Genomic DNA, 23,388 nt, shown 5'->3' with positions numbered 1-23,388 from the left:
AATGATATCGTATAAGGAGCTGTGATAAATGGAAATAAATGATCTTATTATATTCAAAACTGTAGCTAGCGAAGGTTCTATTAGTAAAGCTGCGAAAGAGTTAGGATATGTTCAACCAAACGTAACTGAGCGAATCAAAAAATTAGAACTAGAATTAGAAACACCTTTACTACATAGAGATAACAAAGGCGTTTCGTTGTTACCTTCTGGTGACATTTTACTAGACTACACAAATCAAATATTAACGCTAGTAGAAGAAGCGAAAGATAAAATTAAAATGTGTGGTTCTTCTTATATAATCGCGACGTCACAATCGATTTTGACTAATTATTTAAGTAAGCGCATTAAAGAAAATTTCAGGAATTATCAAATATATGTAGAAAATAGTAGTCATTTGCAAAAATTACTGCAGCAACAAAAAGTTGATATGGTCATTACTTATGAGGATTACTCGGACACAGCGTTTAAAAAAGTATTTTCCACTTCAATTTCTATAGGTTTATTAAAAGCGAAAGAAAAGTGTACAGTTGACTATTCAAAGGAACTCTTCTTCGTTAGCAATGACAAAAAGTGCCCTTTTAGAAATAAGACTATACAATTTCTAAAAGAAAATAATCTATCTCAGCATCAACTTCAACAATTAGATTCTTATTCACTCATTGAAGATTTTATAAACGATGGCAACGGAATAGCCTTTTTACCGATTAGAAATGATAAATTGGAACCAATTGAAGATGTTCCAGTTGAGAAATTAGCTGTTCATTTCTTTACGAATCAAAACTCTTTAAAACAAATCCCTGATGAACTATTTGATTAATAGAATAGCTATCAAACTAACTAATTACATACACCAATAAAAATCCCTCCTTTACGAATCTAAAAGAGGGATTTTCATATTTTATGCAATCGATTTTTCAAACGTTTTGCTCCACTTCTGCACTTTTCTCCTTCTTACTCCGTTTCATATTCTTCAACCGCTTAACCGAGCCAACTAATCCTTTCGGAAAAGCTAGCAATACGATAATGTACAATAAACCAAGAATAATCGTCCATCGTTCAAAAATCGGATACTCTGTAGCTAGTTCTGATAAATAATATTTCAGTGATTCAATAATTCCAGCCCCAGCAATTGCCCCTATTAACGTTCCCACACCTCCAATCATTGTCATCAATAATGCATTTAATGTCATTTCAATTGAAAATACAGTTGTATTAACAAAGCGCAGTGTAATAACAAATAAACCACCGCTAATTGCAGCTACTACTCCTGCAACAATACTAGCAATAATTTTATAATGAAGAACTTTATATCCTAATGCTTCAACACGTTGCTCATTTTGCGAAATTGCCTTTAATACTTTTCCAATAGAAGATTTTGTGAAAAGACGTAACAGAATAAAAATGACAATTAAACATATAAGTGTTACATAATAAAACGTAAAACGATCACGGAATAAGTCTGGTACACCAAATGTAAAACCATCCCCTCCGTGAGTGAGCCCACGCCATTTTTCAGCAAGTACGAAAAACAACTGTGAAATAGCAAGTGTTAACATTGCATAAAAATGACTTTTCAGCCGTAAAGAAAGCAAACCGATTATATAACTAACAATTGCTGAAATGATAATTGCAGCTACTATCCCTATTAAAAAGTTCGTTATGGATACTCCTTGCCGATCAAATAAAAGTGCTACTCCATATGCTCCTATACCAAAGAACATACAATGGCCGAACGATACAATTCCGGTATATCCAAGCAATACATCAAAACTCATTGCAAAAATAGCAAAGATGAAGATTTGAGTGAACAAAATTAACAAGCTCCGTGAATCATTTACGAATGGAAATACACTTAAACAAATGAGCATACATACTCCGAAGTATACTTTAATTCGATTTGATGTGCTGTTCACCATTTCACCCCTTTTCACCAACAAGTCCATTTGGCTTCACTATTAAGAAAAATAGTAACATTAACATATTGATTGCAAGTGATAAATCCGGTATAAAATACGCTGTAAAAGCACCAGCTAATCCGACAATTAAAGAAGCGATTGCTGAACCTTGTACGCTTCCTAATCCTCCAATGATTACTACTATGAAAGCTAAAATCGCATACTGCATACCCATTTCGGCGAAAATAACACCTGAATACGGTGCTAATAAGAAACCTCCCAACGCTGCCATCCCTGCTCCTAATAAAAAGACGAAAGAAAATATCGCTTTTACGTTAATACCGAGCGCTTGAACCATCTCTTTATCTATTACACCTGCGCGTATCATAAGACCTATCTTTGTTTTTTTGAGCAATATTAGTAAGGCAACGTAAATAATAATCCCAATTAAAATAACAAATAGACGATATTTAATTAATATAACGCCTTCGAATGTAAAACTTCCTTGTAGCCATAACGGTAACTTTGCCCCAATTGGATTTGGTCCCCAAAATACTTTAATACATTCACTAAGTACAAGCATTCCTCCAAGCGTCACAAGAAGCTGGCGAACATGATTTCCATATACTGGTCTAATAAGGAATCTTTCTAAAATGAATCCAAGAAACATCCCCATAGCAATTGCTCCAATTAACGCTAATACGTAACTACCTGTCATATTAAATAGCCAAACACCTGTAAACGCTCCCCATGCAAATAAACCACCATGTGCAAAGTTTAGAACACTCATTAAACCGAAAATAAGTGAAAGACCTGATGCTAATAAAAAAATGAGCATCCCTGTTGAAATCCCATTTACAAATAAATTGATTAACACATCCATCCTTCTCACCCCGGATTCATGTTAAGAGATTCCTAAATATTTGTGACACATTTCCTTATCCTCTTTTAATTCATGCATAAAACCGTTATGAACAATTCTTCCGTTATCCATAATATAAAAGTAATCACCAATTTGACTAGCCATCATAAAATTTTGTTCAACGAGTAAAACTGTTGTTTTCTCCTTCATTTTCAAAATAGCTATCATTAACTTTTCTATCATAATGGGGGACAAGCCTTTACTCGGCTCATCAATAAGTAATAAACCATCACTATTAATAAATGCTCTTGAAATTGCTAGCATTTGCTTTTGTCCTCCGCTTAATAGTCCGCTTTTTTTATGCCAAAACTGCTTTAAATCTGAAAATAGTTCAAGCATCCACTCAATTTTCTCTTCCGCTTCTTTGCCCTTCCCTCTGGCAAGAGCGAATGTTTCTTCTACTGTCAGATCGTGAAAAATACCTTGATTTTCTGGTACATACCCTATTCCTTTTCTTGAAATTAAATGTGTAGATAGTCCATTTACTTGTGCACTATCATAATAAATTTCACCCTGTGCGATATGATGAAATCCCATAACCGAACGTAATGTCGTAGTCTTCCCTGCCCCATTTCTTCCAAACAGTACAGTAATCGTTCCTTTTTCAACAGCAAGAGATACCCCTTGTAAAATATGAAACTGATCTAAATACGTCTCTATATTATTCACTTGTAATAGTGCCACTATATAATCCTCCTAAATAAGCACTTTGTACACGCTCATCTTTCATAATTTCTTCGGGCAAACCTTCAGCCAATAACTCTCCATGGAATAAAACGATAAGATGGTCTGACAAACCTAGTACCATATCCATTTTGTGTTCAATAAGTACAATTGTACTCTCTGGATGTTTCTTAATGTTTTCAATCACTTGTAAAATAGCCGGTACCTCTTCAACTGATATACCTGCCGTCGGCTCATCAAGTAGTAACACATCCGTTTTCAAAGCTAATAACATCGCAAGCTCTAACTTTCGTTTTTCTCCATGCGCTAAATCTTTCGCTAATACATGTTCTTTCTCCTGAAGTAATACTGTTTTTAAGAAACGTCTCGCCTCTCCAACTTGTTGCTTAAATTTTGCCGAACTCGGAAAAAAACTATAGTAATCTTGCACGAATGATTGAACACTTAAACGAACATTTTCAAGTACCGTTAACTCCGGGAATATATTTGTAAGTTGAAAAGAACGACCCATTCCTAATCGAGTTCGATCTGAAATTGATAACTTTGTAATCTCTTGTCCTTTAAAATATACTTCACCCTTTGTTGGAGAAATTTGTCCACTTAGTAAATTAAATAACGTTGTCTTTCCTGCACCATTTGGTCCAATAATGGAAATGAGCTTTCCTTTTTGTACTGTTACATTCACATTTTTAATAACATGATGCTCACCAAAAGATACGCTAAGATTTTTCGTTTCTAGCAAATGTGTCACGAAATCCCTCCCTATAAAGCTTTAAGTATGAAAGAAATACGTATAAAGAGGGTGTGCCCCTCTTTATACAAAAACAACAGAAAATTCAGTCTATTTATTTTGAACTGGTGGTTCTGTCTCTTTCATCGTTAATTCTCGCTCTAATACTGGCACTGGATAATCAACACCATCCTGCTTTTTCAATGTGATAGAATACAGTGTCTGCATCGCTTGGTGATCTTTTTCTCTAAACTTCATCTTTCCTTTCGGTGTATCAAATGCCATTCCTTCCATTTTCTTAATTAATGTATCTACATCTGTATCACCTTTTGTTTTCTTTAAAGCTTCTACAATTGAAATTGCCGCTGACATTCCTCCTGCTGTAAATAAATCTGGCACCGCACCATTAAATCGTTTTTTATGTTCTTCCACTAACCAATCATTCACCTTATTTTTCGGGAGTGTATGATAATAAACAGAAAAACCTTGCATTCCTACTAACGCATCCATCGTTTTTAATGCCGGTATATCTGGTGCACCTGTAGAAATTTTAATACCTTGCGCTTCCACATTCATATCTTTTAACTGTTTCCAAGGTGAGTTTGCCCCTGCCCAAACGATAAATAAATAATCTGGTTTTGAGCTAATGATATTTTGAATATTTGCAGTGAAGTCAGTCGAATTTGTATCTGCGTATTGCTCGTTTACAATATTTGCCCCTAATTTCTTCGCTCCAGCTTTAAATGCCGCAATTCCTTCACGGCCAAATGCATTATCCGGGGCAAACGTCGCAATCTTTACATCTTTTTTTGCAATTGCAGCTGCTCCTCCAATCGCATCTTGCGAAGAGCTTCTTCCTGTTCTAAAAACATACTTATTCCAATTCTTTCCGGTAATACTATCAGCAACTGCCGGTTCTACGACCATTATTTTTTCATATTCTTCAGCTAATGGTAAAACTGCTAATGTATCACTTGAGCTAGACGATCCGACTAAAAAATCGACTTTCTCTTCTTCTAATAACTTCGTAGCTTTTTTAACCGCTACCTCTGCTTTCGTTTCCGTATCTTCTACAACAAACTTAATCTTCTTCCCTTCCACTTTCCCAGTGCCGCCCGTGGCATAGTCCAACCCTAATTCAAATCCGTTCACTGTTTGTTTTCCATATGATTCTAATGGACCTGTTAATGAAGCAAGAACTCCTACCTTAATCGTCTTTTCATCCTCTGTACTTGTTTTCTTTCCTGAACAAGCTGCCGTTATGAATAACGAACTTAAAACACAACCAGTAGCCATCATTCTTAGCCATTTACGTTTTTTCATCGACATTGTGATCCTCCCCATACTTTTCTTTCTGATAGAGTCAAACACGCCAAAGTTATCCACCCGTAATTATGACTTTTTCTTCAAATAATATAGACAAGATTGTTAGCATAAATGTATCTTCTCCGCTTTCCATTAAACCCCTTTACAATTTGATATAAATATTTTATTCCTACATATTCCGCACTCCCACTCTATTAAACTTCTATCCTTTCTAACAAGTGTTTTGAGTCTCCAATATTAATTAGCTTTCTTAAAAAATTGAATTCTTTGGAGTAAACCATCTGTAATAATTATATTTCCTTGGCTATCTACATCTATTCCTTGTGGTGAGAAAAACTGTCCTGACATACCATTAAAACTTCCAAAAGACTCTAAAAAATCCCCATTTTCATTATAAATATTCACACGATTATTAGAAGCATCTGTGACATAAACCGTATTATTTATATCGATTTCAATCCCTATTGGCAAAAAAAGATCTCCTGGACCCTCTCTCCAATTTTCTAGTGGATCTAAGTTTCCAGCCCCATGATTTGTACCCCATTTTGTAATAAATTTACCCTCATTATCAAATTTTTGAATCCTATTATTAATCCGATCAACAACATAAACATTATCTTTTGAATCAATTGCTAATTGCATAGGTTGAAAAAACTCTGCCTCTCCACTTCCCTTTCTCCCCCATTCTTTCATATATACAAAGAATGGATTGAATTTTTGAATACGATGATTTTCTGCATCAGCTATAAATATGTTTCCTTTACTATCAATTGCTATTCCAGATGGAAATTGAAAAAAACCTGGTAATACTCCAAATGAGCCATATGAAGCAAGCACTATTCCTGAATTAGTGAATTTTTGGATGCGATGATTTACAGAATCAGATACATACACATTATTGTAACGATCCGTTGCAATTTGTCTTGGAACAAAAAATTGCCCTGGAAGACTTCCAAACCCAAGTGGCCCACCAATACCAAATAAACTTCCCCACTTCCCAACAATCTTCCCAGATATATTATATTTCAATATTCGATGATTAAAGGAATCAGATACAAAAACATTTCCATTCGTGTCTCTTTCAACATCATAAGGTCCTGCATATTGTGTATTTCCATTCCTTTCATTACCTATGGTTTTCTTCATTACCGCTGTTAGGCCTACCTCATTATATAAAAGCACACGATTATTTCCCGTATCCGTTATATAGATATTCCCTTTACCATCCGGAAGAACTTGATTAGGATAAACAAACTGTGGAAAGTTACCTACTGTATATAAAAATTGATCTTTATTTGTAAATTTCATTATCCGATTGTTATACGTATCTGCTACATATAGCGATCCAGATGTTGAGTCAAAATTTATTCCTCTTGGATGGTAGAATTGATATGGACCTAATCCTGCAATTCCTGTTCCAATTACTCGCTGAAACTCTCCTTTTTTATCAAACACTTGAATACGATTGTTATATGTGTCTGCAATATAGACCTCGTCTTGTTTATTTATCGCGATTCCTTGTGGTAAAGCCATTTTTCCATTCGCCTTTCCATAACTCCCTATTGTTTGAATAAACTGCCCATCTGGGCTATATTTTTGAATACGATGATTGTATTCATCCGTAATATAGTAATTGTTATCGCTATCTACTGCAATTTCCCTAGGAAACGAGAACTGCTCACTTCCTTTACCTTTCCTACCCCAACTTTTAATAAATTGAAACTCCTCATTAAATTTTTGAATACGATAATTCGCTGTATCCGCAACTAAAATATTACTTTCTTTATCAACAGCAATACCAAATGGCATATTAAACTGTCCCGGACCTTCACCTAAAGTTCCTATAGCATCAACAACTTCTCCATTCTTATCTATTTTCAAAATTCTATTATTCCCCATATCAACAACATACAAAAATCCTTTTGCATCCCTTGCCATCGCCACTGGTGTCCTTAATAACTTAAAAGTATCTAGCTCACTCCCCCATGATTTCACATATTTTACAGCAGAGGCACTTCCTAAAGAAGCAAATATCCCTAGACTCACAGTAACAATGAAAAAACAACATATAATTTTTTTGATAAAATTCATCTTTACTACCACCTAATCACAGTAGCTGCCCACGTATACCCAGTCCCTGCACTAACTACTACTGCAATATCTCCGGCCTGTAATTTTCCTTGTTCATTTGCAAAGTGTAAGCCAATACACGGATCAAGCGCTGACATATGCCCATAATGATCTAAATATACGACTTGTTCTTCCGCTAGCCCTAGCCCCTGTATCAATTCTATTAACATAGAACGTTTTGTATGCAATGGTAACAATACTTTAATATCTTTAAGAGTATATCCACTTTTTCTTAACGCCTCCCGAATCACCTTGTCGAAATTAGGAGTTGAAACCCGGTCTAAACGTTCTTTCATATTAATAGGATCTATTACATCAATATAATGTTGTCGATTCTCAACTGTATCATAGCTCGCAACCTGCTTCGATCCACCAGCTGGGATACGAACATCTTCATGAAATGAACCATCCGTTATAATCGCACTTTCTAATATTCCACCGTTTTTAGCGTCTTTTTTCACTAAAGCTGCGCTTCCGCCATCAGCGAAATTAAACATAAAACGCGAGCGTGGGTTATCATAATCTACAATTTGAGATTCTTTGCATCCACCTACTAATAATATATTTTCAATTGAGTTATCGGAGTAAAGCATGTCTTTTGCGACTTTGAGAGCGATTGGAAAGCAAGAACTAACATTCATAATTTCAAAAGCATAAGCATTTTTCAATCCAAGTTCATGCTGAATTTTTGGGGCACAAGACCATACGTGGTAATCTTTATGTGGACTGCCAAAATAAATGACTACATCAATAGATTGAGGATCTACTTGTAATAATATTGGCTTTGCAGCAGCAATAGCTAAATCTGATGCATGCATCGTTTCATCTGCCACATGTTTTTCATATAATCCAAACTTTTCTATAATAATGTGCTCAGGGATACCTGTTTTTTTAGATAGGTCTGCAGCCGTCTCTACGTCTTTGGGGAAGAAAACACCAGTCGCTTCAATCCCAATATTCATTAGACTACTCCTCCTTCTTTTGGCACCATCATAGTAGCTACACCTGTTAATACTAAATCTCCTTTTTGGTTATGACACTCCGTTAACAATTTCAAAACTCTCTTTTCTATCATAAATTCTTGTACTGTAGCCGTTGCTGTAATTGTATCTCCTATAAAAACTGGCGCTGTAAATTTAATAGTTTGCTCCATATAAACGGATCCTTTTCCAGGTAAATGAATACCAAGCAATTGCGATAATAGACTAGAAGTTAGTAAACCATGTGCTATTCTTTGATTAAATCTAGTTTGCTTCGCATACTCATGATCAATATGGATTGGATTAAAATCCCCACTTAAACCTGCAAATAATACAAAATCCGTTTCTGTTATTGTTTTACTACATGACGCCTTTTGACCCGTGCTGTACATCGTCATCTCTTCACCTACTTTTCAATTGATTTGCTAACTGTGCTTTTTGAATTTTACCAGTTGCATTTTTAGGCAATTCTTTTAGAAAAATAATCTCTTTCGGTATTTTATATTTTGCTAGAAATAAACGACAATGTTCAATGACTTCCTTTTCAGTTAATACACTGCTACTCTTTTTCACAATAAAGGCGATTGGAGTCTCTCCCCACTTTACATGTTGCCTACCAACGACCGCTACCTCATATACGTCCGAAAGCTTATTAATGACTTGCTCTACTTCAAGTGGATAAATATTTTCACCACCGGAAATTATCATTTCTTTTTTTCTACCGACAATGTATACAAAACCATCTTCATCAACTCTAGCTAAATCTCCCGTATATAACCAACCATCTTGAATCGTTTCTTTTGTTGCATCTGGCCGATTCCAATACTCTTTCATTACATTTGGCCCTCTTATAAGTAACTCTCCAACTTCACCAATCTCAACTTTATTTTTGTTTTCATCAATAAGTACATAATCACAAAACAAAACTGGTTTTCCAATTGAGCCTACTTTACGTCTTGCATCTTCTTCTGAAAGCATAAATACGGTTGGTGATGTTTCAGTCATACCAAAGCCTTGACCAAATAAAAATCCTCTATCTATAAATTCTCTCATCAACTCTTCTGGACACGGAGCACCACCGTTATAAAACCAGCGAACTGATTGCAAATTTACAGTTTCAAAATTCTCACAATTCATTAATGCTTGATGAATTGTAGGTACTCCCATCACTACAGTCACTTTATGTTTTTCTATCATGGAAAGAGCTGTAGTTGGCTCAAATTTTCTCGGAACAATGATTACACCACCTGCAAATAAAGTTGGAAATGCGAATAAGCCAATCCCACCAATATGAAATAAAGGCAGTAATACAATGGAGCGATCGTGAATAGTTAGATCAATCGCAAATGTATTATTTAGCGCATTCCAAAACATATTTTCTTGTGTAAGTACAGCTCCTTTCGGTTTTCCAGTTGTCCCTGAGGTATAACATATAATAAAGGATGCGCTTTCATTTATCTCTTCAAAGTTATCAATTTTTCTATCTTCTATTTCTTTTAAACTTGTAATCGAAATAACTCTTTGTACATACGATACCTTCTGCATTGACAATGCCATATTTTGAAATGTTTCCTCTACAAATAAAACTGTTGTTCCACTATCTTTCAACTGAAATATAAGCTCATTTTCTGTTAACCGTATATTTAGTGGAACAGCAATACATTCTACCTTTGCAATAGCAAACAAAAGCACAATATATTCCAAGCTATTTTGCGATAAAATAGCTATCCTTTCTCCTTTTTGCACATGTAAATCGTAAATTAAATATGCGGCTACTTTATTTACATACTCATGTAACTGTTTATATGTCATTTCCTCCTCATCTGTAATAATGGCAATGCGATCTGGATGTAAATAGGCCCGTTTTTCAATCCAATAAGCAATGCCTTGCATATTTTCCCCACTCCCTTATCTCTTTCTCAATCCTTCAAATATTAATGACATCGCTGCTTCAAATACATCTTCCGGAACATCTTTCTCTTCCCAATAACCCCATCGCATTCCTAGAAATTGACCAATTGACATAAGACAATACGCAATTGTTTCTTTATCAAGTTGTTTAAACTCTCCCGCTTCCATACCAGCTGATAAACTTTTTAAAAATCCATTTGCGAGCTTTGCATAGTACCATCTATATAAGTTATCATCAACAACTACCGCCTGTTGTACAATGTTATATAGATTAGGACGATCTTTCACCCATCGAAAAAATGCTTGAAAACCTCTTCTTTGTGCCTCTTCGTAACTTGATATCCCCTTCATTTCTTCTTTAATAATTAAGCGTAACTCACGGTTCAATCTGCGAATTAATTCATCAAATATATCTTTTTTAGATGGAAAGTAATTATAGAAAGTTCCGTGCGCTACCTTTGCTTCTTGTGTAATATTCACGATAGAAGCCTCGTAATACCCTTTACTACCAAACACCTCTTCTGCAGCACACAATAACTTCTCTCTCGTTTCTAACCCTTTTGTTGTTAAGTTTTTTACATCCATTATTGTTTTTTCTGACACCTGAATCACCTCTTAGATTTGATTATAAATATATTTCTGAATTTTACAATTATTATCGTTAGACAAAATCTGCAACTGTTTTTCTATAACCCAATAAAGATTGGCTTTTTTGACTAGCTATTAATTAGTGAGAATTTTATAACGCATTCCTAATCAGAACATATAAATGCCTCGTCAGTTGACTTTTTTACACTTCCCGCCCTCTCATAACAACATATACATTTAAGCAATATTATGAAAGTAAATCCGTATTTTACAAAACCGTAATATAGTAATATAATATATAATTGATTATCACTTATAAGCATCGGATATGAGTGAGAAACTATTGTTTTATATACTTAGGAGGAATCATAATGAATTTTAAACATGTACTTGCAACAGGCTTAATTACCGCCACATTATTCGGCGCAACGAATGCTCATGCACAAACTGAACGTTTCATCGATGTACCAAAAGGGCATTGGTCTGAAGATTCGATTGACCATTTAACTGAACAAAAGGTCATGAATGGTTATGGTAACGGAAAATTTGGATTTGGGGACAATGTAACTCGTGGGCAAGTAGCTGCGATTATTTCAAGATACTTAAAACTAGAAAATACCGGATCTATAAGTAAACATTTCTCTGATATTCATGGGCATATGTTTGAAAACAATATTAAAGCAGTTGCTCAAAAAGGAATCATGACAGGGGACAATAACACTGACAAGTTTAGACCTGATGATACATTAACTCGATATGAAATGGCTGTTATCTTACAAAAAGCGTTTCATTTACCTGTAAAAACAAACGATCTTTTCTATGATGTTCCAAATAATCATTGGGCAACAAACTCTGTTCGTTCATTGTATAGTAATGGTATTACAAACGGAATTGGAAACTATCAATATGGCGGGAAACTGAATGTAACAAGAGAACAATTTGCAAAGTTTATGTATAGCACAATTAATGTAAGTCCTCATTTTGTTCCTGATTCTATTCCTGCGAAAGATGAGGATAAGTATAAAGAAATTGAGAATATACTGATTGATTCTGGGTTTTTAAAAACCGATTATAGCTATGTATTCAGTAAAACTGGTCAAACATATGATGGCATTATGCATTTTAATTTTTCTCCCTATGATGACAGTGCATATAGAATGTCTATTCATAGTGATGATCCTGTATTAAACGAGCCGGTGAAAAAAATCCTAAATACACTACTACCAACTAAAGCAGATTATCTGTATAGTCTAATTAAAAATCCTACTGCAAGCTCTCGAACAATAGAATTAGATGGTCGCAAAATTGAATTTAGAAGAGACTCTAGTACTAGTGTAAATGTTTATCTTGGAAAACGAAAATACTAAAAGAGTGACTATTTAACATGAATACAAGTAGCTAAATGGTTACTCATAAGAAATAAAAAGGCTGCCCACAAGTCGGTTTCACCGACTTGTGGAGCAGCTCCTTTAACCTTAATTAGAATTAAGTTCCACTTTCTCTAACCCTTCAGCCAATTGTTTCTTATCTAGCCCTTCCCCTATTACTACCAGGTTCGTTGGGAAACCGAAGTCTTGTTCCAGTAAAGTCGGTACCCCGAACGAGTATTGGAATAAGTGAGGATATTTGTCCCCATGAAATTTCACAAAACCTTTCACACGATAAATACTATCTGGTAAATTCGAAAGCCATTCGTATAATTTATCTTGATCAATTGATTTCGTAAATTGATATGTCATCGTTTGTATATGTAAATGCTGTTTTACATGTAGTGTCTCATGTTCCCCATCATTCGTAAATTCAACTTCTTCTATATCCTCTAAAGATATATTACAATACTTTGTTTCAAACAATTTCGCATGATTATTTATTGCTTTCACTTCTTCAATTACTTTGTTCTTATCCGCAAATGTTAGTAAATCTGATTTATTAATTAAAATATGGCTACCAAACTTCAATTGCTCATGTAATAATTGCTGAACGTTTGCACTTAATACACTTCGATTTAACCACCTTACTGCATCTAAAACGACTACTATTGATTTCACTTCTAGGAAAGGTGCTAAAATTGGTGATACACATGCATCTAACACTTCAATTGGATGCGCAACACCTGTCGTTTCTATATAAATGACATCTGGTCTTTCTTGCTGATATAACGAATGTAATTGTATTTCAAGCTCTTCTTTTAGCGTACAACAAATACACCCTTTAAGAAGCTCCCTTAAAACATTCTCTTTTCCAATAATATCTGTATCTACTGAGTACTCACCAATCTCATTCATCAACACTGCAACTTTTCTATTCTTCTTTTTCTCCGCTAACAATAAATTTTGTAATAATGTTGATTTTCCACTACCTAAAAAGCCACCTAATATATGAATTTCTACTTTATTCATTTGATCAACCATCCATTTCTTTATTTCAAAACGTATTCAAAGCGTAATAATTACGATTTATATTTATTATTTTATTAAAAGAGTGGTGATTTGTAAATATATCTTCACTGTTCATTTACTTCATATGCAACTCGAATTCCAGACTCTATTGCTCCTTGCATCCACCCATGTGTTAATGTCGTATGCTCTCCGGCAAAATGCACTTTCCCAGATGGTGGTGTAATATACGGAAATAACTCGAGTTCTTGGCCCGGTTCGAAAGCTGTAAATGCGCCGCAAGAATACGGATTTTGACTCCAGCTAAAAGATGCCCCTGTAACAAACTCACTATAAACGATGTCACCGTATATTTCCGCTAAATTTTTTAATACATAACGAATGCGTTTACTATTCGGTAAACTATCCCATGTTAACGCCTCATCTGCCCACGTATAACTCGCTAAAACGGTAGCTGCCCCTGGTGTATGAATGCCATAACTCGGATAATATGTAAACCGTATAGGTAAATCTGTAATAGATTTACCGCCACATTGCCCCACTCTTTCCCAAAATCTACTTTTAAACTCTATCGCAATTTTAGTTGCAGCAATATAATTTAATTCACGAATTGCTCGTCTTTTATAATAAGAGAATAGATTGTAAGGCTGAATTTCAACAAAACGTAAAGCTGAAAATGGGATCGTAACAATTGCAACATCACCTGTAACCATAAATCTCTCAATAGTTTGTTCATGGTTTACTTGCATCATCACTTTGCTATTTTCTTGTATAATTTTTTCAACCTTATACCGCATAAATATATTCTCATTTAACTGCGATAAAAATGCTTTTGGTAATGCATCTATCCCGCCCGTTATCTCATAATATTTCGTCGTTGAAGTAAAGAAGACCATTTCTCGTAATACTTCAATTAAAGACATTCCCATATACGCTTCCATATCAAGAAGTACACCAATCATATCTATTGCACCGTCTGAATAATATTCAGTTAAAAATGTGCCGAGCGAATATGCTTTATACTTTTTCTCAACAATACTCCAATTCTTATTAGGATCTTTCTTAATATAATTTAGAATCGGTTCTAATACCTCTAACATTAACTCTTCTGCCGTTTTACCTTTTTCGCTCTCTAAAATAGGATATCCAAGTATACTTGGATTTTTTTCGAATATGCTTAATCTCGTTTTAATATTATTCGTATAAATAATATCTGAAGCGGTTTTATTTATAAAAAGATTTAACGGTAATTTGAATTTACGAATGTAAGCTAAAGTTAACTTGTGTGTATCAGGAATTCGCATTGGTCCTGCATTAAAATATAAACCTCTGCTAAACGGTTCACGGATCGTATATATTCTTCCGCCTATTCGATTATTCGCTTCTAAAATTGTTACTTTATGCCCTGCTTCTTTCAATAACGATGCTGCAACTAATCCTGAAATTCCTGCACCAACAATAATAATCTGCTTTGGATTCTTCGTTTTAACGAGCCCCACATTAATAATATGAAGCATTCTTTCCATCGTTAATGGCTGCATCATGGCCTTTTCCCCTTCAATAAAGGATTTTATTGCATTATATTCGGTTAACTTACTTCCTATGTTTTATGCAAGAAATTGCACGGATACATTTTCAAATACTTGAATATCTTTTATAAAATGTAATAAACTAGATATAAATCTATAGAAGTAAGACGTATTATCTTACATAATAAAATCAATGAAATTGCGAGGAATTTTGAAATGAAAAAAGGTATTAACCGTGTTGTATTAGTAGGAACAGGAGCAGTTGGATGTAGTTATGCTTACTGCATGATTAACCAAGCTGTAGCTGAAGAATTTGTTTTAGTTGATGTAAACGAGGCAAAAGCTGAAGGAGAAGCAATGGATTTAAGTCATGCAGTTCCATTTGCTCCAGCTCCAACTAGAGTATGGAAAGGCAGCTACGAAGATTGTAAAGATGCTGATCTTGTAGTCATTACGGCTGGATTACCACAAAAACCAGGCGAAACACGTTTAGATTTAGTTGAGAAAAACGCGAAAATCTTCAAACAAATCGTTCGTAGCATTATGGATAGCGGATTTGATGGTATTTTCTTAATCGCAACTAACCCTGTCGATATTTTAACTTACGTAACTTGGAAAGAATCTGGTTTACCGAAAGAACGCGTAATTGGTTCTGGTACAACACTTGATTCTGCTCGTTTCCGCTATATGTTAGGTGAGTACTTCAATATTGGTCCACACAACATTCATGCTTATATAATCGGTGAACATGGTGATACCGAACTTCCTGTTTGGAGTCACGTATCAGTTGGTATTCAAAAACTACAAACGCTTCTTGATAAAGACAACACATACACACAAGAAGATTTAGACAAAATCTTCATAAACGTTCGTGATGCAGCTTACCATATTATCGAGCGAAAAGGCGCAACTTACTATGGTATTGGTATGTCACTTTTACGTGTTACTAAAGCGATTTTAAACGACGAAAATAGTGTATTAACTGTCTCAGCATATTTGGAAGGTCAATACGGTCAAAAAGATGTGTATATCGGTGTACCTGCTGTATTAAATCGCAGCGGTGTTCGTGAAATTTTAGAAGTAGAATTAAGCGAAGAAGAAGAATTAAAATTCGATCACTCTGTTCAAGTGCTGAAAGAAACAATGGCTCCAGTTCTTTAATATGCATAATAAAAAGCAATCCAATTTATTTTGGATTGCTTTTTTGTTTATTTTCTATTTTTTAATCGATTCCTCATTATTTACATCAAGTACATCTAAGAAAAAGATGAAGATTGGTATCCCGATAATAAGCCCCCAGATTCCGAGGAAATGTTCTGAAAAGATGAGAATCATAAATGTATAAAAGATTGGTAAATTCGTTTTCGCAGACATAAACTTCGGGTTTAAAAAATAACTTTCAAGAGCATGGATTACTGTAATGAACACAAGTATGTATACAACGTACATAACTCCGCCTACGTTATATGCAATAATACAAAGTGGAAACAAGGAAATGATTACCCCGGCAACAGGGATTAATCCAAGTAAGAAAATCATGACAGCTAATACGAGAAGCTGCGGAAATCCTAAAACAATTAATGCAATGACAGTAAGAATACAATTTACAACTGCAATTAAAAACTGCGCTTCAATTACTTTACCGAACGATCTTGCAAACCTTTCACCAAAATATGCAATCTCCTCATAAAAAACCTTCAGACTACTATCTTTAAATTTCGAAGTAAATGATATTATGCGTTCTTTTTCTAACAAGAAAAATAAACTTAAAATAAGTGAGAGTAATATTTGCAAACTGACTTTTCCTATATTTGCAATCGATTGATATATGACATCTACACCTTGTTCTATATATTTTGATACTTCCATTCCGTTAATTGTCGAAAGTGCATATTTAATGATTTCATTATCAGGTGGGTTTTGAAAAAACAATTTAAATTGATAAATCAATTGTGAAATTTGTATCGTTAACACAGGTAAATATTTATACAATGTCGTGCCAATAAAGGAAACTAATATGATATACAAACAGGCGATAACAATTTTCCGATTCACTTTCAATTTCTTTGAAATAAAACGTTGAAAACGATCCATTAAAAATGTCAGTATAAACGTAATTAATATTAAATTGATCATACTTTTTAATCCATATAATACTAACGCTACTATTATTAAAACGAGAAACCGTTGAAACCCTCTACTTCGAAAGAAATTTTTCACTTCATTCATTAAGATTTAACCTCCCCCTTCAGTGGATGGAAATTGAATATATTACATTTTATGAACTTCTATAGACAATCTTTCTTACTAATTAGAAAGAATCCTTTTTTTCTTTTTATATTGTTAGATTCTATTTACATTAGCCACCTACTTACTTCAATGGAGCTCTTTTTTTCGTTTACCCTTTTACAATTCAGGTGGTTTTCTATTTTTAGACTGCTGTTCATACGCATAACCAATATTGAACAGTTCCTTCTCACCGAATTGCTTCCCGACAAACACTGCACCTACTGGCTCTCCATTGTTATCATATCCTGCTGACACCGCTAATTCTGGATAGCCAGCTACAGCTGATAGAAGAACTTCATCGTTGTTAATCATAACTAAAGCATCCAAACCTTTTTCTACTAAATATCTATCTAGCTCTTTTCTTGCATTTTCTTGACTCGTTTGCACTACTTTTTCAAACTCATCTTTCGTTATAACAGATTTTTCAGACGCCTCAATTAATGTTTGTCCATATTTTATTCGTCTATTACTATCCTTTTTATTAAACGCTATAATCTCTTCTAACGATTTTACCGGTACATTTTTTTGCTGTGAAAAATAATCGTTAACATTATGTTTGAATTCATATTCTAATGTTTGCAGATTATCTACACCCTCGCTGTTTAACTGAATATCATCAGTCAATATCGCACCTGCATCTTGAAGGTCTTTTCTAATCTTTTCTGCTACTTTCTTTCTATTCTCATCTTGTTGATCTATTGAAAAAAGAACCCCTATTTTTTTCCCTTTCAATCCATCTATTGATAAATCCTTCGTATAATCAATTCTTTCTTTTTCTTTCATTTTTTCTGTCATAGTATCTTTTTCATCATAACTTACCATTGCGTTAAATAACGTTGCCGCATCCTTTACCGTTCTTGCCATCGGCCCTGCTGTATCAAGCGTTTCAGCTAACGGAATAATGCCTGATCTACTCACCATACCTAGTGATGGACGTAATCCAACTACTGATTGCTGCGTCGCTGGTGCTACAATTGATCCAGTCGTTTCTGTCCCGATTGCAAGCGGCGCAAAATCTGCCGCAACTACTGTAGCAGATCCAGAGCTTGATCCTGATGTATCAAACGTAATCGGACCGTACGGATTCAAATTTTGTCCTTTTTTCCCGCTATATCCGCTAGGCATTGTAAAGGATAAATAATTTGCCCATTCAGACATATTCGCTTTTCCTAAAACAAAAGCACCTTCTTCTTTCAACTTCTTCACAATCGTCGCATCCTCATCTGCAATCCAATCTTTTAATACATACGTTCCTGCACTAGTCGGCATCACTTTTTCCGTCTGTACATTATCTTTTACAACGACAGGAATACCATATAAATTCGACTTTTTGTTTCTACCTCGCTCTTGATCTAACTTTCTTGCTTCTTCCATCGCATTAGGGTTTATCTCTGTAACAGAATTTAATGATATTCCATTTTGATCATGTTCTTGTATTCTAAAGAGATAAATACTCGTTAATTCTTCATATGACAACTTTCCATCATCAATCATTTTTTGAAGCTCATCTACAGTCGCATTTACGACTTCTTTTTCTTTTATCTTTACATTTTCTATATTGATTCCTTTAAGCTGATTATGTATCGGTTTCAACACTCTTTCTTTATCATATACAATACGCTCAGGTTCCTTTGGAAAAAAAATTTTATACACGTAATATCCGCCGGCACACACTAATAAGACAATGCCTCCAGCGATAGACAGCGTTACCTTTACCCATTTCTTCATGTTGCTTCCTCCACTCTATAAGATGCTTAGCTATACGAAAAAGAGAGTTACCTTTTACTTAACTCTCTCCAATCAAAATGCTAAATGAAAAAATGAAAGATTTCAATCTAATTACTTCTTTTTTTGCATTTGCTTCGCTAACATTTCTTTCACTTGATTATACGTTAACCCTGAATTTTTATTTAAACGCTTTACTTCCTCAACATCAGTACCTACCACTGTATATTTTTTCTCATCATTCATTTTTCTAATTCCCTTCTCACCGGATTATTTCTTATATTTCTTCCCTAAATGCGCATAAATTAACACCACTACAAAAAAGGAAGCTGTTTTTAAGCACAGCTTCCTTCTCGTTACATATTGTATTTCTTAATAAAATCTCACTACATCTTCAGTAGGCAAGAACGTTCTTTCTCCTGGTTGTTCGTTTGGTTCACCAAATGGCATTTGTCCTACTAAGCTCCACTCTGCCGGAATGTTCCAAGTTTCTTTCACTTCAGCATCTACGATTGGGTTGTAATGTTGTAATGACGCCCCAATTCCTTCAGCAGATAATAGCATCCACACAGTATGTTGTAACATCGCATTTCCTTGATGAGACCAGAATGGGAACTGATCTTTATATAATGGTGCATTTTCTTGCATTTTTTCTACAGTAGCTTGATCTTCAAAGAATAACACAGTCCCAACACCTGCATGGAAACCTTTTAATCTCTCTACAGTCGCTTCAAAGTTTTCTGCTGGTACGCGGGCTCTTAGTGTTTCTTTAACAATATCCCAAAACTTTTCATGCTCTCCATCCATTAATACAACCATACGACCACTTTGCATATTGAAAGATGTTGGTGCGTGTAAAGCTGTTTTTAATACTTCTTCAATTCTTTCTTTCGTAATTGCATCATTTTTTGTTACTTTACGAATGGAACGACGGTTCACGATTGCTTCTTTTAAGTTTGTTGTAGTTGCTGACATAATAATTCCTCCAAATATTTGTTTTATTATTTATTTTGTTATTTCATAACAAGCGAATTAGCAATATCCATCTGTACTACATTGCATGCCTTCAAATGAATTTGTTTTATCCTTTTCAATTTCTTTATCAATAACTCTTTGTAACGTTTCTTTACTAGCAAGACCTTGAATGACTTCATCCCCAATCATGACAGTTGGAACAGCCATAATATTCGCTTCATCATATGCATGCTGTATTGCTTCTTGATGCTTTTCTTTATATTTGCGAGTTACTAAAGCATCTTTAAATTCAGCTTCAGGAAGTCCTACTTCTACTGCTAATTTTGTTAACACATCAATATCTTCAATGTTTTGCTCTTCTTGGAAAAATGCTGTGAATACGCGGTGATGATATTCATTTCCTAGTCCACGTTCTTTCGCAAATTGACACCCTTCAAAAGCTAAATGTGTATATGGATGCGGAGAAACACGTGGCAAACGCATATCGATTCCTAATTTCTTCGCAGTTGGAAGAATGAAAGCATCCCATGAACCTAATTTTTCTGGCTCATTCCATGGATCTATTTTTGAATAGGGACTTGGGCGCAACTCAAATGGCATCCATTCAATTTCTACATCTTTCTCTTTCGCTACTTCATCTAATGGACCTTTTGCTAAAAAACAAAATGGACATATAAAATCTGAGTATACTTTCATTTTTACAGTCATAACTTTTACACCTTACCTTTATAGTTGTAACCGTATAGGTTACATTTATATTAAAAAAATATAAATATTATTTAAGCATTCATTTTTTCTTGCAAAGTTTCAAACAGCTGCTCCATCGTAATATTTCTCAAAACTTCTTCCATCGCGGATTGCGCTTGTATTAATATAACTTCTAATACAGCTTGAATATTTGCTCCAATTGGACAATCTGGATTTGGTTGCTCATGAATATGAAATAATTTATCCTCTTCCACTACATTTACCGCATGATACACATCTAACAACGTGATTTCATGTAAATCCTTTAATAACCCTGCGCCACCTGGACCTCGGTTTACGTAAACAAAACCAACTTGCTTCAAGTACGACATAATTTTACGAATGACTACTGGATTCGTATTTACACTTTCAGCTATATAGTCTGAAGTACAAACTGAAGATGGATTGTTTTTCAAAATAGATAAAATATGAACAGCTATAGAAAAGCGGCTACTAATTTTCATCATGATCACCACCTCGATGTAATCATTATAGTTACAACAAGAAGATAAGTCAATCCTTTTCATAGATTTTTTATAAACAAATTAAAAAGTGTCCCATTATGATATATGAGACACCTCTTTTTATTCTGCAAATAGCGCTTGAAATTCTTCAATAAATAGCTGCACAGCGATTGAAGAATCCTTTAATGAAGGAACAGCTAAAGCAATTTCTCTCCATACTTGTGGTTCCAATTCTCTTGTTTGCACATTTTTGGGTAAATTCGTTAAAGATAATTCAGCTAATATTGCAATGCCTAATCCTTCTTGAATCATATTTAAAGCTGTAGTAACTGTCGAAATTATATACTCAGCTCGAAGTGGTACGTTGGCTTGTTTAAACATATCGATAATGGGTGGTTCATATCCGCCCTTACATAATATGATCGGTTCATTCTCTAAATCATTAATTGCAATAGAGTCCTTCTTACAAAGAGGATGATCCTCTCTTAAGATAACAACCATTTTCCCCTTTGTTAATGGGACAATCTCCATATCTTTATTAGGCAAAATAACAATTCCTATATCAACAACTCTCGATACTAACCAATCTTCAACTTCTTTAATTGTTCCTTCACAAAGAACGACTTCTAAGTTCGGATACTTCTCCTTAAAAAGGTTTATCATTTTGGGTAAAAAATGGGCAGAAGCACTCGGAAAACTCCCAATTCGAATCGTCCCAACTTCGTGCCCCTTCTCCATCGCAACTTCTTGTTCAATCTTCTCAACACCGTTCAAAATTTCTCTAATATGTACAAGAATTCTATTTCCAACATCGGTAACGATTAGCCCTTTTCGTTTATCCCGTATAAGAATCGTAACCCCTAATTCTAACTCAATACTTGAAATCGCATGGCTAACCGCGGGCTGCGTCATATTTAACACTCTGGCAGCCTTCGTAAAACTACCTAACTCAACAGTTTTTATTAACACTTGAAGTTGTGTAATGGTCATAACTAATCACTTATACTCCTCATAAAAAAGATTCATTTTATTTATCACAGCCGATATCATATCATAATGAAATGAATAACATCAAGGAGGTCTTACAGTGACACAGCTTTCTCGAACTAAGACGGCCATAATCCTTACCTTCCTCGTTTTTATGTGGGGAATCAATTGGCCTTTATCTAAGTTTGCCCTGCATTATACACCACCCGTTTTATTTGCAGGCATTCGAACTTTAATTGGAGGATTCATTTTACTCCTTTTCGCTCTACCAAAATATAAAGAATTACATTTAAAAGAAACTTGGCATTTATACGTTATTTCTTCTTTACTTAACATCATTATATTTTACGGGTTACAAACTGTTGGTCTTCAATATATGCCTGCTGGTCTATTTTCCGCCATCGTATTTCTACAACCTGTTTTACTTGGTATTTTCTCGTGGATATGGCTTGAAGAATCAATGTACGGTTTAAAAATTTTCGGGCTTGTACTCGGATTTATTGGTGTAGGAGTTATTAGCTCTAGTAGTTTAACTGGACATATTTCTGTCATTGGAATCCTTCTTGCATTAGGATGTGCTATTGGCTGGGCACTTGGAACAGTATTTATTAAGAAAACTGGTCACCGTGTGAATGCCATTTGGATGGTAACACTTCAGCTTCTGATCGGCGGTCTTTGTTTAGTCGGATTTGGCTCAGAATTTGAAAGTTGGTCTAGTATCGCTTGGAGTATGCCATTTGTTAGTGTACTACTATTTATTTCATTCTTTGTTATTGCAATGGGGTGGCTTGCATACTTCACACTCGTTGGAGCTGGTGAAGCAAGTAAAGTTGGGGCTTATACATTTCTCATTCCTCTAATCGCTATAATTGTAAGTTCAATTTTCTTACATGAGGCCATTACTATTAGCCTATTCATCGGACTATTATTTATTGTAGTGAGTATTTGTTTCGTAAATATAAAGCCGAAAACACTTACTGTAGGACAGCGGGTTGAAGTGAAATAAATAAACATAAGAAAGAGCCTACTGTTTTGATATGATCCCCTTATAGTAGACAGGAAAAAGAAAGCACATTAACCTGTTTACTATGGAGGGGATTTTTCTGTGGG

The 23,388-nt window shown here is 34.6% G+C and carries 23 protein-coding genes; 4 read left to right on the top strand and 19 right to left on the bottom strand.

The genetic code is table 11. From position 1 onward, the window contains the following. The first annotated feature begins 28 nt into the window (after positions 1-28). Positions 29-817 (top strand): LysR family transcriptional regulator, encoded by a 789-nt coding sequence (locus tag ACQVV1_RS27935; protein ID WP_242251540.1) that lies wholly within the window; start codon positions 29-31, stop codon positions 815-817. Between the two features lie 97 nt (positions 818-914). Here the strand turns inward: ACQVV1_RS27935 and ACQVV1_RS27930 are convergent, their stop codons facing one another. From ACQVV1_RS27930 to ACQVV1_RS27885, 10 genes are all read right to left on the bottom strand, one after another. Continuing rightward, positions 915-1,868, bottom strand: a complete 954-nt coding sequence (locus ACQVV1_RS27930) for a branched-chain amino acid ABC transporter permease (protein ID WP_116867913.1) — start codon at positions 1,866-1,868, stop codon at positions 915-917. Between the two features lie 49 nt (positions 1,869-1,917). Beyond that, entirely contained in the window at positions 1,918-2,778 is an 861-nt protein-coding gene (locus ACQVV1_RS27925) for a branched-chain amino acid ABC transporter permease (RefSeq protein WP_431169830.1), read from the bottom strand. A gap of 21 nt (positions 2,779-2,799) precedes the next feature. Further along, positions 2,800-3,501, bottom strand: coding sequence for a branched-chain amino acid ABC transporter ATP-binding protein (locus ACQVV1_RS27920; RefSeq protein ID WP_242251538.1), 702 nt, complete (start codon positions 3,499-3,501; stop codon positions 2,800-2,802). Beyond that, entirely contained in the window at positions 3,479-4,252 is a 774-nt protein-coding gene (locus tag ACQVV1_RS27915; RefSeq protein WP_431169828.1) for an ABC transporter ATP-binding protein, read from the bottom strand. The genes ACQVV1_RS27920 and ACQVV1_RS27915 overlap by 23 nt, the downstream gene beginning before the upstream one ends. Positions 4,253-4,342: 90 nt before the next feature. Further along, the gene (locus ACQVV1_RS27910) at positions 4,343-5,560 is read right to left on the bottom strand and encodes a substrate-binding domain-containing protein (RefSeq protein ID WP_431169827.1); all 1,218 of its coding nucleotides are present in this window, start codon (positions 5,558-5,560) and stop codon (positions 4,343-4,345) included. Positions 5,561-5,794: 234 nt separating this feature from the next. Then, positions 5,795-7,591, bottom strand: a complete 1,797-nt coding sequence (locus ACQVV1_RS27905; RefSeq protein ID WP_431169843.1) for an NHL repeat-containing protein — start codon at positions 7,589-7,591, stop codon at positions 5,795-5,797. A gap of 62 nt (positions 7,592-7,653) precedes the next feature. Beyond that, on the bottom strand, positions 7,654-8,649 hold the full coding sequence (locus tag ACQVV1_RS27900) for a 3-oxoacyl-ACP synthase (RefSeq protein ID WP_431169825.1): 996 nt from the start codon (positions 8,647-8,649) through the stop codon (positions 7,654-7,656). Further along, positions 8,649-9,065, bottom strand: a complete 417-nt coding sequence (locus tag ACQVV1_RS27895; RefSeq protein ID WP_029141103.1) for a MaoC family dehydratase — start codon at positions 9,063-9,065, stop codon at positions 8,649-8,651. Before ACQVV1_RS27895 ends, ACQVV1_RS27900 begins: the two co-directional genes overlap by 1 nt. Positions 9,066-9,069: 4 nt before the next feature. Then, a complete protein-coding gene (locus ACQVV1_RS27890; protein ID WP_431169823.1) occupies positions 9,070-10,560 on the bottom strand; it encodes an o-succinylbenzoate--CoA ligase in 1,491 nt (496 codons plus the stop codon). A 15-nt stretch (positions 10,561-10,575) separates the two neighbouring features. Continuing rightward, positions 10,576-11,181 carry a TetR/AcrR family transcriptional regulator gene (locus ACQVV1_RS27885; RefSeq protein ID WP_242251530.1) on the bottom strand — a complete coding sequence of 202 codons (606 nt, stop codon included), beginning with the start codon at positions 11,179-11,181 and terminating at the stop codon, positions 10,576-10,578. 356 nt (positions 11,182-11,537) lie between these two features. Between ACQVV1_RS27885 and ACQVV1_RS27880 the strand changes: the two genes are divergently transcribed. Further along, positions 11,538-12,533 carry an S-layer homology domain-containing protein gene (locus ACQVV1_RS27880; RefSeq protein WP_242251529.1) on the top strand — a complete coding sequence of 332 codons (996 nt, stop codon included), beginning with the start codon at positions 11,538-11,540 and terminating at the stop codon, positions 12,531-12,533. 108 nt (positions 12,534-12,641) lie between these two features. Here the strand turns inward: ACQVV1_RS27880 and ACQVV1_RS27875 are convergent, their stop codons facing one another. Then, positions 12,642-13,565: a CobW family GTP-binding protein gene (locus ACQVV1_RS27875; protein WP_063224222.1), complete on the bottom strand. Its 924-nt coding sequence runs from the start codon at positions 13,563-13,565 to the stop codon at positions 12,642-12,644. A gap of 104 nt (positions 13,566-13,669) precedes the next feature. Next, a complete protein-coding gene (locus ACQVV1_RS27870; protein WP_431169821.1) occupies positions 13,670-15,106 on the bottom strand; it encodes a flavin monoamine oxidase family protein in 1,437 nt (478 codons plus the stop codon). A 201-nt stretch (positions 15,107-15,307) separates the two neighbouring features. Between ACQVV1_RS27870 and ACQVV1_RS27865 the strand changes: the two genes are divergently transcribed. Next, a complete protein-coding gene (locus ACQVV1_RS27865) occupies positions 15,308-16,252 on the top strand; it encodes an L-lactate dehydrogenase (RefSeq protein ID WP_060630460.1) in 945 nt (314 codons plus the stop codon). Between the two features lie 54 nt (positions 16,253-16,306). Here the strand turns inward: ACQVV1_RS27865 and ACQVV1_RS27860 are convergent, their stop codons facing one another. The 7 genes from ACQVV1_RS27860 to ACQVV1_RS27830 all read right to left on the bottom strand — a co-directional run bounded on the left by ACQVV1_RS27860 (position 16,307) and on the right by ACQVV1_RS27830 (position 22,281). Continuing rightward, on the bottom strand, positions 16,307-17,320 hold the full coding sequence (locus ACQVV1_RS27860; RefSeq protein WP_098721736.1) for an AI-2E family transporter: 1,014 nt from the start codon (positions 17,318-17,320) through the stop codon (positions 16,307-16,309). 177 nt (positions 17,321-17,497) lie between these two features. Further along, on the bottom strand, positions 17,498-19,108 hold the full coding sequence (locus ACQVV1_RS27855) for an amidase family protein (RefSeq protein WP_431169819.1): 1,611 nt from the start codon (positions 19,106-19,108) through the stop codon (positions 17,498-17,500). 111 nt (positions 19,109-19,219) lie between these two features. Continuing rightward, positions 19,220-19,351 carry a hypothetical protein gene (locus tag ACQVV1_RS27850; protein WP_000997344.1) on the bottom strand — a complete coding sequence of 44 codons (132 nt, stop codon included), beginning with the start codon at positions 19,349-19,351 and terminating at the stop codon, positions 19,220-19,222. 126 nt (positions 19,352-19,477) lie between these two features. Further along, complete coding sequence (locus tag ACQVV1_RS27845) at positions 19,478-20,080, bottom strand: nitroreductase family protein (protein ID WP_063224226.1); 603 nt, start codon at positions 20,078-20,080, stop codon at positions 19,478-19,480. A gap of 57 nt (positions 20,081-20,137) precedes the next feature. Further along, entirely contained in the window at positions 20,138-20,788 is a 651-nt protein-coding gene (locus tag ACQVV1_RS27840) for a DsbA family oxidoreductase (RefSeq protein WP_063224227.1), read from the bottom strand. 71 nt (positions 20,789-20,859) lie between these two features. Beyond that, complete coding sequence (locus tag ACQVV1_RS27835; protein WP_242251525.1) at positions 20,860-21,291, bottom strand: Rrf2 family transcriptional regulator; 432 nt, start codon at positions 21,289-21,291, stop codon at positions 20,860-20,862. Between the two features lie 120 nt (positions 21,292-21,411). After that, on the bottom strand, positions 21,412-22,281 hold the full coding sequence (locus tag ACQVV1_RS27830; protein WP_063224229.1) for a LysR family transcriptional regulator: 870 nt from the start codon (positions 22,279-22,281) through the stop codon (positions 21,412-21,414). Positions 22,282-22,378: 97 nt separating this feature from the next. Here ACQVV1_RS27830 and ACQVV1_RS27825 point away from each other — a divergent pair, with 97 nt between their 5' ends. Further along, entirely contained in the window at positions 22,379-23,284 is a 906-nt protein-coding gene (locus ACQVV1_RS27825; protein ID WP_242251524.1) for a DMT family transporter, read from the top strand. Positions 23,285-23,388: the final 104 nt, after the last annotated feature.

This window comes from Bacillus basilensis (assembly GCF_050630465.1).
Taxonomy (GTDB): Bacteria; Bacillota; Bacilli; order Bacillales; family Bacillaceae_G; genus Bacillus_A; species Bacillus_A basilensis.
Note: the sequence above shows the minus strand (reverse complement) of the source record. Positions and strands in the feature narration are given on the sequence as shown.